Genomic DNA, 15,470 nt, shown 5'->3' with positions numbered 1-15,470 from the left:
ATGCCGCGCCTGTTCAGCCGCGTTCGCCATCTGTTCGCCGTGGCGCTGATCGCCGCGGCGCCTATCGCCGGCGCGGTGACGCTGCGCATTGCCAGCGCGTTCGACCCGCAGACGATGGACCCGCACGCCGTCGCGCTGCTGTACCACACGCGGGTCTACACCCAGGTGTATGAATCGCTGGTGAACCGCGATGCGCTGTTCCGGCCCGAGCCGTCGCTGGCCTTGTCGTGGCAGGCCACCGGCCCCACCACCTGGCGCTTCAAGCTGCGCCCGGGCGTGCTGTTCCACGACGGCACGCCGTTCACCGCCGACGACGTGGTGTTCTCGATCGAGCGCGCGCTCGGGGCCACCTCGCAGCGCTCGTTCCAGCTCAAGGGCGTGAAGGCGGCACGCCGGGTCGACGACCTGACGGTCGAGTTCGTGCTCGACGCGCCCGACGCGGTGCTGCCAGAGAAGCTGCAGGGGCTGGCGATGATGAGCCGGGCCTGGAGCGTCGCGAACAAGGTCGAGAAGGCGCAGGACTTCAACGGCAAGCAGGAGACCTTCGCCGTGCGCAACGCCAACGGCACGGGCCCGTACCGGCTGGAGCGCTTCGAACCCGACGTGCGCACCGTGCTGCAGCGCAACCCGCGCTGGTGGGGCTGGGGCGACAAGCGCTCCGGCAATGTCGACGAGGTGACGCTGGTCGCGATCCGCTCCGACGCGACTCGGCTGGCGGCGCTGGTCTCGGGCGAGATCGACCTGGTGCTCGACCCGCCGTACCAGGACATCGAGCGCCTGAAGCGCGAGGGCGCGATCAAGCTGATGCAGACCGTCGACCTCGGCCAGCAGTACCTGACGTTCGACCAGGCGCGCGACGAACTCGAGGGCAGCGACGCCCGGATCGGCGGCCAGCCGCGCAACCCGTTCAAGGACCTGCGCGTGCGCCGCGCGGTCTACCACGCGCTCGATGTCGACCTGATCGCGCAGAAGGTGCTGCGCGGGCAGGGCGTGCCGACCGGCGCGTTCCTGTCGCCGAAGGTCGATGGATCCCCGGCCGAACTGGACAAGCGCCTGCCGTACGACCCGGTGCGCGCGAAAGCCCTGCTCGCCGAGGCGGGCTACCCGAACGGTTTCTCGGTCACGCTCGACTGCGTCAACGTGCCGTGGCGCGAGGCGGTGTGCCAGGCGATGACGGCGATGCTGACCAAGGTCGGCATCCGCGCCAGCCTGCGCACCTCGGCGACCAACCAGTTCTTCCCCAAGCTCACGGGCGCCACCGCGAGCTTCATGGAGTTCGGCTGGACGCCGAACCCGGACGCGTGGGCGTCGCTGAACGCGCTGTTCCGCACCTGGGACAAGTCGGGCGGCGGCACCTTCAACGCCGGCCGCTACAGCAACCCGAAGCTGGACCTGCTGATCGACGGCATGCGCGTCGAGCCCGACCTGACCCGACGGCGCGCGATGGTCGGCGTCGCGCTGCGGATGGTCCATGACGACCTGCCGTTCATCCCGCTCTACCGCCGCTCGCTCAACTGGGCGATGAACAAGAAGGTCACGGTCGTGCAGTGGCCGACCGACTACACCGAGCTGCGCTGGGCGCGGGTTCAATAATCCACGCCATCGCCCGACGGGCCGCACCATCCACACCGCCATGAGCATCATCAAGTTTTCCTTCCCGACGACGATCCACTTCGGCGCCGGTGCGCGCGCCCTCGCGGGACCGCACCTGCGCGAGCAGGGCCTGAAACGCCCGCTGATCGTCACCGACAAGGGCCTGGCCGCGCTGCCACTGATGGCCGAGCTGCAGGCCGGGTTGGAGGCGGCCGGCCTGAGCGTCGCCGTCTACGGCGGCGTGTTCGGCAACCCGACCGGCAGCCAGGTGATGAACGGCGCCGCCGCGTACAAGGCGCACGCGGCCGACTGCGTGATCGGCGTCGGCGGCGGTGCCGCGCTCGACGTAGCCAAGGTCGTCGGCCTGCTCGCCACGCACCCCGGCGACGTGATGGAGTACGTGTGGGATTACCCGCACGTCCGCCCGATCGACGCCGCCACACTGCCGTATTTCATCGCGCTGCCGACCACCTCGGGCACCGGCAGCGAGGTCGGCCGCAGCAGCGTGATCAGCGAAGAGGCCTCGCACGTCAAGCGCGTGATCTTCTCGCCGGCGATCCTCGCCGAGGTCGTGTTCGCCGACCCCGAGCTCACGCTCGGCCTGCCGCCCGCGGTGACCGCGGCGACCGGCATGGACGCGCTGACCCACAACATCGAGAGCTACCTGTCGCCGGCGTACCACCCGCTGTGCGACGGCATCGCGCTCGAAGGCACGCGCATCGGCGCGCGTGCGTTGCTGACGGCGGTGCGCGAGCCCGGCAACCTGCAGGCGCGGGCCGACATGATGATGAGCTCGATGATGGGCGCGATCGCGTTCCAGAAGGACCTGGGCGCGGTGCACTCCTGCGCACACGCGCTCGGCACGGTGTGCGACCTGCACCACGGCCTGGCCAACGCGCTGATGATCGAGCCGGTGATGAGCTTCAACCTGGAGACGGTGCCGCACAAGCTCGCCGAACTGGCGCACGTGGTCGGCGTGTCGTCGGCCAGCGGATTCGTGCCGTGGCTGGCGCACCTGAAGCACCAGATCGGCATCGCGCCGGGGTTGGCGGCGGTCGGCGTCAAGCGCGAGCAGTTCGGCCGGCTGGTGGAGATCGCCACGGCCGATGGCTGCCACGCGACCAATCCACGCGCCTGTACCGCGGCGGACTTCGAGCGCTTCTTCACGGAGGCGTTCTGAGATGGCCAGGCCCCTGATCATCGGCATCTCGGCACGCATCCACCACCCGGTCGGCCCGGTGCTCGACCTGGGCGGTGTCTACACCAAGACGCTGCACTACCTCGAGCAATCGGTCGCGCACTGGGTGCTCGCGAAGGACGTGCTCGCAGTGATGATCCCGGCGATCGAGAGCGAGGGGCTGATCCAGCGCAGCGAGATGAGCCTGAGCTCGTATGCCGAGCACCTCGACGGTCTGGTGCTGCAGGGCGGCGCGGATGTGGCGCCCGAGAGCTACGGCGAGACCCCGTTGACGCCCGAGTGGGCCGGCGACCGCGTGCGCGACCGCTACGAGATCGACCTGTTCAACGCTTTCGTCGCCGCCGGCAAGCCGGTGATCGGCATCTGCCGCGGATGCCAGCTGATCAACGTGGCGCTCGGCGGCACGCTGTTCCAGGACATCCCGACCCAGGTCACCCAGGCGATCTCGCACCGCGACGCTGACCTGTACGAGCGCGCGCTGCACGACGTGAACCTGATCCAGGGCACCAAGCTCGCGCAGATGTACCCGGGCGTGAAGCAGGCCAAGATCAACTCGATCCACCACCAGGCGGTGAAGGACCTGGGCCGCGACCTGGTCGTCGAGGCGCTCGGCGTGCCCGACGGCATCGTCGAGGCGATCCGCTGGCGCGGGCCGAGCTACGTGTTCGGCATGCAATGGCACCCCGAGTTCCTGGCGCTCACGCCGCTGGACAAGACCCAGCTCGACGGCAGCCCGATCCTGCAGGATTTCCTCGCGACCGCGCGTGCGTGCCGTGAGGCCTGACCTCTCACCTTCTCGACGAGTCCACCCATGCTGAAGATCCACAACCCCGCGACCGGCGCGCCGCTGGCCGAAGTGCCCGAAGCCACGCCCGCCATCGTCTGCGAGCGGGCCGCGGCGGCGCGTGCCGCCCAACCGGCCTGGGCCGCACTCGGGCTGCGCGAGCGCATGGAGATCCTGCAGCGCTTCCGCGTCGCGCTGGCGTCCGAGGTGGAAGCCCTGGCCGCCACGTTGACCGCCGAGGTGGGCAAGCCGATCCGCCAGTCGCGCAACGAGGTCAACGGTCTGCTGCCGCGCATCGACTTCTTCCTCGCGCAGGCCGAGGCGTCGATCGGCGCGCAGCAGCTGCACGACGACGGCAGCACGCGCGAGGTGCTGGGCTTCGATCCGCTCGGCGTCGTCGTCAACATCTCGGCCTGGAACTACCCGTACTTCGTCGGCGGCAACGTCTTCGTGCCTGCGCTGCTGGCCGGCAACGCGGTGCTCTACAAGCCCTCCGAATTCTCGACGCTGACGGGCCTGCACATCGCCCGGCTGCTGCACGAATCGGGCGTGCCGCTCGACGTGTTCGTGCCGCTGGTCGGCGGCGGTGCGGTCGGTGCGGCCCTGCTCGAGCAGCGGATCGACGGCGTGTTCTTCACCGGCTCGCACGCGACCGGCCAGCGCATCGCCGCAGCGGTCGGGCCGCGCTTCATCAAGCTGCAGCTCGAGCTCGGCGGCAAGGACCCGACCTACGTGGCGGACGACGCGGATGTGAAGGCCGCCGCCGAATCGCTGGCCGACGGCGCGATGTACAACACGGGCCAGAGTTGCTGCTCGGTCGAGCGCATCTACGTGCACGAGCGCATCCACGACGCGTTCGTCGCGGCTTTCGTCGACACGGTCAATGGCTTCGTGATCGGCGATCCGGCCAGCGAGGACACCTACATCGGCGCGATCGCGCGTGCGCCGCAGATCGCGGTGCTCGAGGCGCAGGTGGCCGACGCCCGCGCGAAGGGCGCCGAACTGCTGACCGGCGGCCGCCGCCTGACCGACCGCCCCGGCAACTGGTTCGAGCCCACGGTACTGAGCCGCGTCGACCACACGATGGACGTGATGCGCGAGGAGAGCTTCGGCCCGATCATCGGCATCCAGAAGGTCAGCGGCGACGCCGAGGCGCTGGCGCTGATGAACGACACGCGCTACGGCTTGACGGCCGGCGTGTTCACGAAGGACGAAGCGCGCGCCACCGCGATCCTGTCCAAGGTCAACGCCGGCACGGTCTACTGGAACTGCTGCGACCGGGTGAGCCCGCGCCTGCCCTGGTCCGGTCACGGCGATTCGGGCGTGGGCCTCACGCTGTCGACGCTCGGCCTGCAGACCTTCACGCGACCCCGCGCCTGGCACCTGCGTCGACCCTGAATGCGCCTGGCGCTGTTCGACCTGGACCACACGCTGCTGTCCGGCGACAGCGACGTGCTCTGGTGCGAGTTCCTGATGGACCAGGGCGTGCTGGACCGCGCCGAGTTCGCGCCGCGCAATGCCGAGATGGCGCGGCGCTACGCCGAGGCCAGCGTCAGCGCGCAGGATTTCTGCGAGTTCTACGTGTCCACGCTGGCGGGCCGCTCGCCGGCCGAGTGGCGTCCGTGGTGCGACCGTTTTCTCGCCGAGGTGATCGCCCCGCGCATTCCGCCCGCGGCCCATGCGCTGGTGGCGGCGCATCGCGCGCGCGGCGACCGGCTGGTGCTGACGACCGCCACCAACCGCGTGCTGACCGGCATGACGGCGCGCCATCTGCGGATCGATGATCTGCTGGCGACCGAGGTCGAACTGGTCGACGGTCGGTGTTCCGGCCGCACCGCCGGCGTGCTGAACATGCGGGAGGGCAAGGTCGAACGCCTGCTTGCGTGGCTCGCGGAACAGGCGCTGCCGGACTCGCTGATGCGCGAGGCGGTCTTCTACAGCGACTCGGCGAACGACCTGCCGCTGCTGAGCGCGGTCGCCGAACCGACCGTCGTCGATCCGGACGCCGCGCTGCACCGCCACGCCGCCGCGGCCGGCTGGCCCGTACTGCGTCTGGCCCGCTGAAAGCGGCGCGCCCGGCCTCTGACAACCTCCGTTACCTCGCCTCGCAGCGATGCGCTACCGTGCCCACGGGACACGGATGGTGCGGTCTTTGCATGCCTTCGGCGCGACAGCCGTTATGCTGCGCCCCGGTCTGGCGAGTGCCAGGGACAAGAATAGCGAGCGACAGGAGGAAGAAGAGATGGCAATGGACGTGGTCGACTACGAGATCCGTGGCGCCGAGATGCAGTTCGTCGAGGTCGAGCTCGACCCGGGCGAAGCGGCCGTCGGCGAAGCCGGTAGCATGATGTTCATGGACGCCGGCATCGGCATGGACACGGTGTTCGGCGATGGCTCGGGCGGCGGCGGTGGGGGCCTGTTCGGCAAGCTGCTCGGGGCCGGCAAGCGCCTGGTCACCGGCGAGTCGCTGTTCACCACGGTCTACACCAACCAGAGCCAGGGCAAGCTGCGGGTGGCATTTGCCGCACCGTACCCGGGCAAGATCCTGCCGATGGACCTGACCGCGCTCGGCGGTACGCTGATCTGCCAGAAGGACGCCTTCCTGTGCGCGGCGCGCGGCGTGTCGCTCGGCATCTACTTCCAGCAGAAGCTGTCGGTCGGCTTCTTCGGCGGCGAGGGCTTCATCATGCAGAAGCTCGAGGGCAACGGCCTGGCCTTCGTGCACGCCGGCGGCACGGTGGTGAAGCGCGAACTGCGGGCGGGCCAGACCCTGCTCGTCGACACCGGTTGCCTTGTCGCGATGACGCCGAACGTGAATTTCGAGATCCAGTACGTCGGCAAGGTCAAGACCGCGCTGTTCGGCGGCGAGGGCCTGTTCTTCGCCAAGGTGACCGGTCCCGGCACCGTGTGGCTGCAGAGCCTGCCGTTCTCGCGGCTCGCGTCGCGCGTGTTCGCCGCGGCGCCGCAGCGCGGTGGTTCGCGTGAAGAGGGCTCCGTGTTGGGCGGCCTGGCGGTCGGCGGGCTGCTCGGCAGCGTGCTGGGCGGCGGCGACGACGACTAGGTCCGCGCGTGCCCGAGGTCAGTCTCTCCCCACAACTTCCTGCCGACGTTCTGGCGACCCTCGACCAGTTGCTGCGCGACCGCGGCGGGCTGGGTCAGGTGAGCGCGGTCGCGTTGCGCCGCCTGGTCGAGGACCACTGCGACAAGTTCATCGTGTTCAGCCGCGGCGGGCAGCCGATCGCGTTCGTCGTGCTGTCGCCCCCGGAATTTCCGCGCGCGGCCGCGCAGGCCGCGGCCAGCGCGTTCGAGGCCAGCCGACGCCTCGGCGGCGAACTGGGCGCGACCGTGTTGACGCCGTTGCATGTCGGCGAGTCGGACGGCGCGAGCTACACCGTCACGGCGTTCTGCCGGCCGCTCAGCACGAACCGCTGGATCTCGCGCTGGCAGCGCTGGCGGCTGGCGGCACCGGTGTTCGATTGGTTGCACGCCGTGACCCGGCGCACCGCCTCACCCGTCGACGACGCGCAGTCGGACGCGCTGTTCGCACAGCCGCTCGAGGCGCTGGCCGCGAACCAGACGGTCGACGCCAGCGTGCGTGACGCTGCCGCGGCAGCCCGCGAGGCACTGGCGGCCGGCCGTTGGCGCCCGCGCACCGTGCTGGCCCACAACGACCTCTGGGCGGGCAACCTGTTGCGTCGCCCGCATCCGGGAAGCGGGACGCCCTTCTACGTGATCGACTGGGCAGGCGCACGCAGCGAAGGCCATGGCATGTACGACCTGGTGCGGGTCGCGATGTCGCTGGGGGTGGCGCCTGCGGGGGCCAGGCGCACCGTCGCAGCGCACTGCGAGGCTTTGGGATGCGATCCCTCGATGGCCAATCACCACCTTGCGAGCGCGCTCGGGCACCTCAGCCTGAACCTGGGAGAGTGGCCGGCCGCGCAGTTCGCGCAGACCGCCGCGGTGTGCCACCGGTATCTCACCGCGGCGCGGTGAGGGCGCCGTCAGACCGCGCTGTGAGCCCGGCCGGTACCGCGCAGCGGCAGCAACGTGCGCGGGTTCGCGCCGCTGGTCGGCGGCGCCAGGCGCTGAATGCGGTGTGCGACCATCGCCTGGTCGATCGCCAGATTCTCGAACTCGTGCTGCAGGCGCTGCGCGGCGAGATCGCCACCGACGCGGCAAGCCGTCGTGTACCGGACCTGCAGGCGATCCAGCGCGGCTTCAACGCGGCGAAGGCGGCTGTGCAGGGCGAAAAGCTGGAGTTGGCGAAACACGATGATTCTCCAAAGGAGTAACTTTCTGATACACGGTCGTAGCGTAGCCGATCTTGCGTGTTTGTCACCGGTTGTATCTGCGTCATACGACACGGTGATGAAAATTCTTCCCGCGAACCCACCGGTTCGCGGGGTGGTCCCATGAGCTACCGCCTCGCGCTGCTGACATCGATCCCCGTCGTGCGCCGCGGCACCGAGTCGATGACGCTGGACTTGTGGGCGCGGGATCTGCAAGCCCAGGTCGAGGCGGTGACCGAGCTCGTGCTGCTGGCGCCGGTGATGGGCGCGTGGCCGCAGGCCGAGGTGTCGCTTCAACCCTTGCCCGAAGGCATCCGCGTGGTCGACCCGGCGCAGTTGTCGGACCGTGATCTTCAGGCGTTGCTCGAACGCTGCGATGTCGTCCAGGTCCCCGGGAACTTCGGCTGGCGCGCCTCGGCGCCGGCACGACGCCTGATGCGGGCAGCGCGCCGGGCGGGCAAGGCGGCGATCGTCGGCATCTCGAGCGACCGTGCCCGCACCGAGCTGATGAATGCGGCGCGTGCCGGTCTGCTGCGCCGCTGGCGTGCCTGGGCGCGCAGCGTGAGCATCCGGGTCAGCCAACGCTACCTGGCCGCCCGGGCTGGCGGGGTGTTCCTGGTCGGCGAAGGCCTGCGCCGGCTGATCGGCTCGGGCCAGCGTCGGGTCCTGGTCGGTACGGCCAGCTGGATCCGCCAGTCCGACATCGCCCCCGCGCGGCCCGAGCCACCGTCGGACCACCACTGGCGGCTGTGCGCGGCGGCCCGGCTGGAGCGGATGAAGGGCATCCATCAGGCGATCGAGGTGCTCGCGCCGCTGGCTGCGCGGCTGCCGGGCGTGCCGTTCGAACTCGACATCGCCGGCGTCGGGCCCGAAGAGGCGGCGTTGCGCGCACAAGCGGCGGCGACGCCGATCGACGTGCCCATCCGCTTCGTGGGTGCTCTGCCGTACCCCGACGAATTCTTCGCGTTCCTGCGGCAGGTCGACGTGGTGCTGCTGACCAACCTGAATGACGAGCAGCCGCGCTTGATCTTCGACGCGATCAGCCAGGGCTGCCTGCCGGTCTGCCCCGATTCCTTGCCCTACCGCAGCCTCGGCCTGCCGCCCGAACTGCTGTACCGGCGCGGCGACGTCGACTCGCTGGCGCACTGTCTGACCGCGTTGTTGAATTCGGCGGATCGCCCCGCACTGCGCCGGCGCCTGGTCGAGGTCGCTCAGGGGGCGACGATCGAGGCCATGCACCGGGTCCGACGCGACTGGGTGCGCGACCAGGTCCTCGAGCGTTAGGCGCGCCTCTTACACTTCCGGGTTGCCCACCCGCTCCGCCGCGATGTTGCCTGTCCCGACCCGTCTCCTGCCCCGCCGAGGGTTGCCGTTCGGCCGGGCGATGCTCGCCTGCCTGGTCGTGCTGGCGGTCGCGAGCCGCGGCGCGTTGGCCGCACCGCCCCCCACCAGCCCGTACCTCGAGGAACTGACCTGGACCGAACTGCGCGATCGCGTGCATGCCGGTGCGACGACCGTGCTCGTCCCGATCGGCGGCACCGAACAGAGCGGCCCGCAGCTGGCGCTCGGCAAACACAATCAGCGGGCGAAGGTCATCGCCGGGCGGATCGCGCAGCGCCTGGGCAATGCCGTGGTCGCGCCGACGCTCGCCTACGTGCCCGAGGGCGCCATCACGCCGCCCGCCGCACACATGCGCTTCACCGGCACGATCTCGATCCCCGAGCCGGTGTTCGAGGCGGTGCTCGAAGCGACGGCGCGCAGCTTCCGTCAGCACGGCTTTCGCGATGTCGTGCTGCTGGGCGACCACGGCGGCTACCAGAAGAGCCTGGAGCGCGTGGCGGCCAAGCTGAACCGCGAATGGGCGGGGCAGCCGGGGTGTCGGGTGCTGGCGCTGGTCGACTACTATCGCGTGACCCAGACCGATTTCGTCGAGGCGCTCAAGGCCAAGGGCCTTCGCAGCGACGAGATCGGCAGCCACGCGGGCCTGGCGGACACCGCGCTGATGCTGGCGATCGACCCCACGATGGTCCGAACCGACGCTTTCGAACAGGCCGCGACGGCCGGGCCCCGCGACGGCGTTCACGGTGACCCGCGGCGCGCGACGGCCGAGCTCGGTCGGCTCGGGGTCGAGCGCCAGATCGACCGCTCGGTGCAGGTCATCCGCGACGCCACGCGGGCGCGTTGAATCCTCTCGACACTTCTCAATTCTCGACACGGAATGCCCAGATGAAATTTGCATTGAAGGAAGCTGCGGCCTGGACCGTCGGCCTGTTCGCGGTGATGGGCGTGCTGGTGGCAAGCCAGGTGCAGGGCGCAGGCCCCGAGGCTGCGGCCGTGAAGCCGGCGGCAGCCGCGGCGCTCGCGCCGTTGCCCGGCATGCCGGCGGTCGTCGATGCGCGCAACCTCTACAGCGAAACGGCCGCCGGCAAGGTCGGCGCTGCGCTGGCCGACGATCCGGAACGGATTTACGTGCCCAACCTGCGCTCGAACGATGTCTACGTGGTCGACCCGAAGGCGATGAAGGTCGTCGATCGCTTCAAGGTCGGCATCGGGCCGCAGCACATCGTGCCGTCCTACGACCTGCGCACGCTGTGGGTCACCAACAATGCCGAGGGCCGCACCGACGGCAGCCTGACCCCGATCGATCCGCGCACCGGCAAGCCGGGCAAACCGGTCAATGTCGACGACCCGTACAACATGTACTTCACGCCGGACGGCAAGTCGGCCATCGTCGTCGCCGAGGCGCGCAAGCGGCTCGACTTCCGCGACCCGAAGACGATGGCGATGCAGTTCTCGATCGACACCCCCGGCTGCCCCGGGATCAACCACGCCGACTTCGCGATCGACGGGCGCACGGTCATCTTCACCTGCGAGTTCTCCGGCACGCTGGTGAGGATCGACCTGGTCGAGCGCAAGGTGCTCGGCTACCTGCGCCTGGACATGCCGGCCACGCGCTTCAAGGAGACCAAGGGCGCGCCGCGCGTCGAGGCGGGGAAGCCCTGGGAGCCCGGCGAGACCGAGATCTGCACCGTCTCGAAGGGCATGCCGCAGGACATCCGGAGTTCACCTGACGGCAAGCGCGTCTACATCGCCGACATGCATGCCGACGGCGTGCACATCGTCGACGTCGAATCGTTCAAGAAGGTCGGCTTCATCGCCACCGGCATAGGCGCGCACGGCCTGTACCCGAGCCGCGACGGCAAGAGCCTGTACGTGGCGAACCGCGGCTCGCACGCGATCCGCGGGCCCAAGCTCGGCGACGGAGGCGTCACGGTGATCGACTTCGCGACCGAGAAGGTGGTCGCGCGCTGGGGCGTGCCAGGCGGCGGCAGCCCGGACATGGGCAACGTCAGCGCCGACGGCAAGTACCTCTGGCTCGCCGCCCGCTACGACGATGTGATCTACCGCTTCGACACCGCGACCGGGGCGGTCCAGCAGATCAAGGTCGGCGCCGAGCCGCACGGGCTGACCGTGTGGCCGCAGCCAGGCCGCTACTCGCTCGGCCACACCGGCAACATGCGCTGACGAACCGCCCGTGAAGCTTCTGTTCGATTCGTTCTGGCGCGCGGCGGCGTACTGCCTGCACCCGCGGGTCATCGTCCTGTCGCTTCTGCCGCTGGTGTTGATGGCCGGCCTGGCGCTCGGCCTCGGCTACTTCTTCTGGGAATCGGCGATCGACGCGGTGCGCGCGACCTTCGAGTCCTGGGCCCTCCTGAAGACGATGATCGGGTGGCTCGAGGGCTGGGGCCTGGCCGGGCTGAAGGCCGTGCTCGCGCCGATGGTCGTGGTGTTCCTGACCACGCCGGTGATCGTCGTCCTGTCGCTGCTGCTGGTGGCCGCGTTCATGACGCCGGCGATGCTGACGCTGGTCGCGAACCGGCGCTTCCCGCTGCTGGAACGCAAGCACGGCGGCTCGTTCGTCGGCAGCACGTTCGGCGCGCTGTGGGCCACCGTGGCGGCGCTGATCGCGCTGGTGGTGTCGATCCCGCTGTGGTTCGTGCCGCCGCTGGTGCTGATCCTGCCGCCGCTGATCTGGGGCTGGCTCACCTACCGCGTGATGACCTACGACGTGCTGGCCGAACACGCCAGTGCCGACGAACGCCGCGAGCTTGTGCGGCGCCACCGCAGCACGCTGCTGGGCATGGGCGTGATGACCGGCTACCTTGGCGCGGCGCCGTCGGTGGTGTGGGCCTCGGGCGCGATCGCGATCGTGTTCGCGCCGGTGCTGGTGCCGGTGGCGATCTGGATCTACACGCTGGTGTTCGCGTTCTCCGCGCTGTGGTTCGCCCACTTCGCGCTGTCCGCGTTGCAGGTGCTGCGTCGCGAGCGCGAGCCGGTCGAGGTGCTCCCGCCGGTGCGCGGCGGTGGGCCGCGGGACCTCGAAGTCATCGAAGATGCGCGCTTGATCCCGCAGGCCCCGGCCGACAGCGCCGGCGCGCCCCCGAACCCACCCTGGAACCGCACATGAACTTCGGCGTGATCATCATCGGCGATGAAATCCTCTCGGGCAAACGCGCCGACAAGCACCTGCCCAAGGTGATCGAGCTGCTCGGTGCGCGCGGCCTGGCGCTGAGCTGGGCGCGCTACGTCGGCGACGATCCGGCCCGGATCACTGCCGACCTGCGCCACGCGTTCGCGAGTGGCGACGTGGTGTTCTCGTGCGGCGGCATCGGCGCCACGCCCGACGACCACACCCGCCAATGCGCGGCCGCGGCGCTGGGCCGACCGCTCGCGCTGCATCCGCAGGCACGCGACCTGATCCTCGAACGCATGCGAGATACCGCGAGGGAGCAGGGCATCCCGTTCGAGCCGGACCGGCACGACAACGTGCACCGGCTCAACATGGGCGTGTTCCCGGAAGGCGCGCAGATCATCCCGAACCCGTACAACAAGATCGCCGGCTTCAGCGTCGGCCACGTGCACTTCGTGCCGGGCTTTCCGGTGATGGCCTGGCCGATGATCGAGTGGGTGCTCGACCACCAGTACGCGGGGCTGCAGGGGCAGGGGGGTCAGCGCGAGAAATCGGTGATCGTGTTCGGCGCGATGGAGGCCACGCTCACCCCGCTGATGGAGCGCATCGAGGCCGCCTTCGATGGCGTGAAGGTGTTCAGCCTGCCGAGCGTCGATCACCCTGAATACGGTCGCCACATCGAACTCGGCGTGAAGGGCCAGGCCGATCGGCTCGATGCGGCGTACCGCGTGCTGCTCGCGGGGCTGGCCGAGCACGGCGCGACGCTGGGCCCCGAATTGGTGCGATAGTCGCTCCTATTTTGGTGCGTTCGCACGCACCAAACTTGCGCGACTCCGCGTGCATCGTTCTGCAGCCTCCGCCCCTCGTGGCCCGGGGCGTTGCGAGGCTCGTGGCGGCCTGTTGCGGGCATGCTTTCTGCTACATTCCTGTGCGCGTTTTTTGGGCCTGTGACCGGGCCTTTTGAAGGCCGAGTACGCAGTCCCGATCGCCCCGATCACCTACCGAAAACAATTCCACCCAGGAGTTCCAGATGGCCAGCAAGACCGTTGCCGACGTGATGAAGATGGTGAAAGAGAACGAGGTCAAGTTCGTTGACTTCCGTTTCACCGACACCCGCGGCAAAGAGCAACACGTCAGCGTGCCGGTGTCGCACTTCGACGAAGACAAGTTCACGTCGGGCCACGCCTTCGACGGCTCCTCGATCGCCGGCTGGAAGGGCATCGAAGCGTCGGACATGCAGCTGATGCCCGACCCGAACACCGCAAACATCGACCCGTTCTTCGAAGAGCCGACGCTGATCCTGACCTGCGACGTGGTCGAGCCGGGCGACGGCAAGCCCTACGAGCGCGACCCCCGTTCGCTGGCGAAGCGCGCCGAGGCGTACATGAAAGCGTCGGGCCTGGGCGACACCGCCTTCTTCGGCCCCGAACCCGAGTTCTTCGTCTTCGACAGCGTGCGCTGGGGCAACGACATGTCGGGCTGCTTCGCCGAGATCGACTCCGAAGAAGCCTCGTGGAACACCAAGAAGGTCTACGAGCACGGCAACTCCGGCTATCGGCCGGCGGTCAAGGGCGGCTACTTCCCGACCCCGCCGATCGACAGCATGCAGGACATGCGCTCGGAGATGTGCCTGGTGCTCGAATCGCTGGGCATCCCCTGCGAAGTGCACCACCACGAGGTCGCGCAGGCGCAGATGGAAATCGGCACCAAGTTCAGCACGCTGCTGCAGCGCGCCGACTGGGTCCAGCTGCAGAAGTACGTGATCCAGAACGTCGCCCACAGCTACGGCAAGACCGCGACCTTCATGCCCAAGCCGATCGTCGGCGACAACGGCTCGGGCATGCACGTGCACCAGTCCGTCTGGAAGGACGGCAAGAACCTGTTCGCCGGTGACGGCTATGCCGGCCTGAGCGAATTCGCGCTGTTCTACATCGGCGGCATCATCAAGCACGCACGCGCGCTGAACGCCATCACCAACCCGGGCACCAACTCGTACAAGCGCCTGGTCCCGGGCTTCGAAGCGCCGGTCAAGCTCGCGTACTCGTCGAAGAACCGCTCGGCCTCGATCCGCATCCCGCACGTCGCGAACCCGAAGGGCCGCCGTGTCGAAGCGCGCTTCCCGGATCCCCTGATGAACCCGTACCTGGGGTTCGCGGCGCTGCTGATGGCCGGCCTCGACGGCGTCGAGAACAAGATCCACCCGGGCGAAGCCGCGACGAAGGACCTCTACCACCTGCCGCCGGAAGAGGACAAGATGATCCCGACGGTGTGCCACAGCCTCGACCAGGCGCTCGAGTATTTGGACAAGGACCGCGCGTTCCTGACCAAGGGCGGTGTCTTCACCGACGCCTACCTCGACGCCTACATCGACCTGAAGATGCAGGAAGTGACGCGCTTCCGCATGGCCACGCACCCGGTCGAGTTCGACATGTACTACACGCTGTAAAGCGCGGGCCGATTCGGCCGATGACAAAGGGACGGCACGGGCCGTCCCTTTTGCTTGGGAGCGGAACAAGCTGCGCGACAATCGACTCTGGTCCTGTCGGCGCCGCCTCGCTGCGCCGCGTTGCCAGCCCAGGAGACCGCACGCATGAAGTTCACCGCCCCGTTGTTCGCCGCCGCACTGATGGTCATGCTGACGTCCGCGCGACCGGCTCTCGCCGCCGATGCGAACGTGACCTACAAGTGCCCGGGCAACAACTACAGCAACACCATCAGCGCCAAGGAAGCCAAGGACAAGGGCTGCAAGGTGCTCGAGAACGCGCCGGTCACGGTGATCCAGAGCGTCAAGCCGCGCGCGCCGACGGCGCCCGCGGCGACGTCCGGTCCGGCCGGCACGCGCGTCGACCCCGCCGACCAGCGGGCCCGCGACAATGATGCCCGCCGTATCCTCGAGGCCGAGCTCAAGCGCGAGGAAGACCGTCTCGCGACGATGAAGGCCGAGTACAACAACGGCGAGCCCGAGCGCCAGGGCAACGAGAAGAACTACCAGAAGTACCTCGATCGCGTCGCCGACATGAAGTCGGCCATCGGCCGCAAGGAAAGCGACATCGCCGCGCTGAAGCGCGAGATCGCCAAGCAGCCGCAGTGAGCGCCGCCACCACCCTGCTGCGGGCGCGCCCGTGAGGCGCCTGT

General features: G+C 69.1%; 15 protein-coding genes. All 15 read left to right on the top strand.

Annotated features, from left to right (window positions below; genetic code table 11):
• The 15 genes from ASC76_RS20365 (at nt 1) to ASC76_RS20295 (ending at nt 15,426) form a co-directional block, all read left to right on the top strand.
• A complete protein-coding gene (locus ASC76_RS20365) occupies nt 1-1,593 on the top strand; it encodes an ABC transporter substrate-binding protein (RefSeq protein WP_056470628.1) in 1,593 nt (530 codons plus the stop codon).
• A 40-nt stretch (nt 1,594-1,633) separates the two neighbouring features.
• On the top strand, nt 1,634-2,773 hold the full coding sequence (locus tag ASC76_RS20360) for an iron-containing alcohol dehydrogenase (protein ID WP_056470626.1): 1,140 nt from the start codon (nt 1,634-1,636) through the stop codon (nt 2,771-2,773).
• 1 nt (nt 2,774) lies between these two features.
• A complete protein-coding gene (locus tag ASC76_RS20355; RefSeq protein WP_056470623.1) occupies nt 2,775-3,575 on the top strand; it encodes a gamma-glutamyl-gamma-aminobutyrate hydrolase family protein in 801 nt (266 codons plus the stop codon).
• 27 nt (nt 3,576-3,602) lie between these two features.
• On the top strand, nt 3,603-4,973 hold the full coding sequence (locus ASC76_RS20350; RefSeq protein ID WP_056470621.1) for an aldehyde dehydrogenase family protein: 1,371 nt from the start codon (nt 3,603-3,605) through the stop codon (nt 4,971-4,973).
• Nucleotides 4,974-5,639: an HAD family phosphatase gene (locus tag ASC76_RS20345; RefSeq protein ID WP_056470617.1), complete on the top strand. Its 666-nt coding sequence runs from the start codon at nt 4,974-4,976 to the stop codon at nt 5,637-5,639.
• Between the two features lie 178 nt (nt 5,640-5,817).
• Entirely contained in the window at nt 5,818-6,636 is an 819-nt protein-coding gene (locus ASC76_RS20340) for a TIGR00266 family protein (protein ID WP_056470615.1), read from the top strand.
• Between the two features lie 8 nt (nt 6,637-6,644).
• The gene (locus ASC76_RS20335) at nt 6,645-7,568 is read left to right on the top strand and encodes a phosphotransferase (RefSeq protein WP_082549318.1); all 924 of its coding nucleotides are present in this window, start codon (nt 6,645-6,647) and stop codon (nt 7,566-7,568) included.
• A 20-nt stretch (nt 7,569-7,588) separates the two neighbouring features.
• Nucleotides 7,589-7,867 (top strand): hypothetical protein, encoded by a 279-nt coding sequence (locus ASC76_RS25575; RefSeq protein ID WP_157615885.1) that lies wholly within the window; start codon nt 7,589-7,591, stop codon nt 7,865-7,867.
• Between the two features lie 120 nt (nt 7,868-7,987).
• The gene (locus ASC76_RS20325; RefSeq protein ID WP_056470610.1) at nt 7,988-9,148 is read left to right on the top strand and encodes a glycosyltransferase; all 1,161 of its coding nucleotides are present in this window, start codon (nt 7,988-7,990) and stop codon (nt 9,146-9,148) included.
• A gap of 22 nt (nt 9,149-9,170) precedes the next feature.
• Nucleotides 9,171-10,049, top strand: coding sequence for a creatininase family protein (locus tag ASC76_RS20320; RefSeq protein WP_235580524.1), 879 nt, complete (start codon nt 9,171-9,173; stop codon nt 10,047-10,049).
• A gap of 41 nt (nt 10,050-10,090) precedes the next feature.
• A complete protein-coding gene (locus tag ASC76_RS20315; RefSeq protein WP_056470606.1) occupies nt 10,091-11,389 on the top strand; it encodes a YncE family protein in 1,299 nt (432 codons plus the stop codon).
• Nucleotides 11,390-11,399: 10 nt separating this feature from the next.
• Complete coding sequence (locus tag ASC76_RS20310) at nt 11,400-12,332, top strand: EI24 domain-containing protein (RefSeq protein WP_056470603.1); 933 nt, start codon at nt 11,400-11,402, stop codon at nt 12,330-12,332.
• On the top strand, nt 12,329-13,123 hold the full coding sequence (locus tag ASC76_RS20305; protein WP_056470601.1) for a molybdopterin-binding protein: 795 nt from the start codon (nt 12,329-12,331) through the stop codon (nt 13,121-13,123). The genes ASC76_RS20310 and ASC76_RS20305 overlap by 4 nt, the downstream gene beginning before the upstream one ends.
• A gap of 242 nt (nt 13,124-13,365) precedes the next feature.
• Nucleotides 13,366-14,781 carry a type I glutamate--ammonia ligase gene (gene glnA, locus ASC76_RS20300; RefSeq protein ID WP_056470598.1) on the top strand — a complete coding sequence of 472 codons (1,416 nt, stop codon included), beginning with the start codon at nt 13,366-13,368 and terminating at the stop codon, nt 14,779-14,781.
• Nucleotides 14,782-14,925: 144 nt separating this feature from the next.
• The gene (locus tag ASC76_RS20295) at nt 14,926-15,426 is read left to right on the top strand and encodes a hypothetical protein (protein WP_082549316.1); all 501 of its coding nucleotides are present in this window, start codon (nt 14,926-14,928) and stop codon (nt 15,424-15,426) included.
• Nucleotides 15,427-15,470 lie beyond the last annotated feature (44 nt).

Source organism: Rhizobacter sp. Root404 (assembly GCF_001425865.1).
Classification (GTDB): domain Bacteria; phylum Pseudomonadota; class Gammaproteobacteria; order Burkholderiales; family Burkholderiaceae_C; genus LMDS01.
The sequence above is the reverse complement of the archived record's forward strand: the minus strand, read 5'-3'. Positions and strand labels throughout refer to the sequence as shown.

Bases quoted from the DNA above. Each gene is read 5' to 3' on its own strand.
- ASC76_RS20365 (WP_056470628.1), top strand. From the start codon at position 1: ATGCCGCGCCTGTTCAGCCGCGTTCGCCATCTGTTCGCCGTGGCGCTG.
- ASC76_RS20325 (WP_056470610.1), top strand. From the start codon at position 7,988: ATGAGCTACCGCCTCGCGCTGCTGACATCGATCCCCGTCGTGCGCCGC.
- glnA (WP_056470598.1), top strand. From the start codon at position 13,366: ATGGCCAGCAAGACCGTTGCCGACGTGATGAAGATGGTGAAAGAGAAC.
- ASC76_RS20355 (WP_056470623.1), top strand. From the start codon at position 2,775: ATGGCCAGGCCCCTGATCATCGGCATCTCGGCACGCATCCACCACCCG.
- ASC76_RS20340 (WP_056470615.1), top strand. From the start codon at position 5,818: ATGGCAATGGACGTGGTCGACTACGAGATCCGTGGCGCCGAGATGCAG.
- ASC76_RS20345 (WP_056470617.1), top strand. From the start codon at position 4,974: ATGCGCCTGGCGCTGTTCGACCTGGACCACACGCTGCTGTCCGGCGAC.
- ASC76_RS20305 (WP_056470601.1), top strand. From the start codon at position 12,329: ATGAACTTCGGCGTGATCATCATCGGCGATGAAATCCTCTCGGGCAAA.
- ASC76_RS20315 (WP_056470606.1), top strand. From the start codon at position 10,091: ATGAAATTTGCATTGAAGGAAGCTGCGGCCTGGACCGTCGGCCTGTTC.
- ASC76_RS20295 (WP_082549316.1), top strand. From the start codon at position 14,926: ATGAAGTTCACCGCCCCGTTGTTCGCCGCCGCACTGATGGTCATGCTG.
- ASC76_RS20350 (WP_056470621.1), top strand. From the start codon at position 3,603: ATGCTGAAGATCCACAACCCCGCGACCGGCGCGCCGCTGGCCGAAGTG.
- ASC76_RS20360 (WP_056470626.1), top strand. From the start codon at position 1,634: ATGAGCATCATCAAGTTTTCCTTCCCGACGACGATCCACTTCGGCGCC.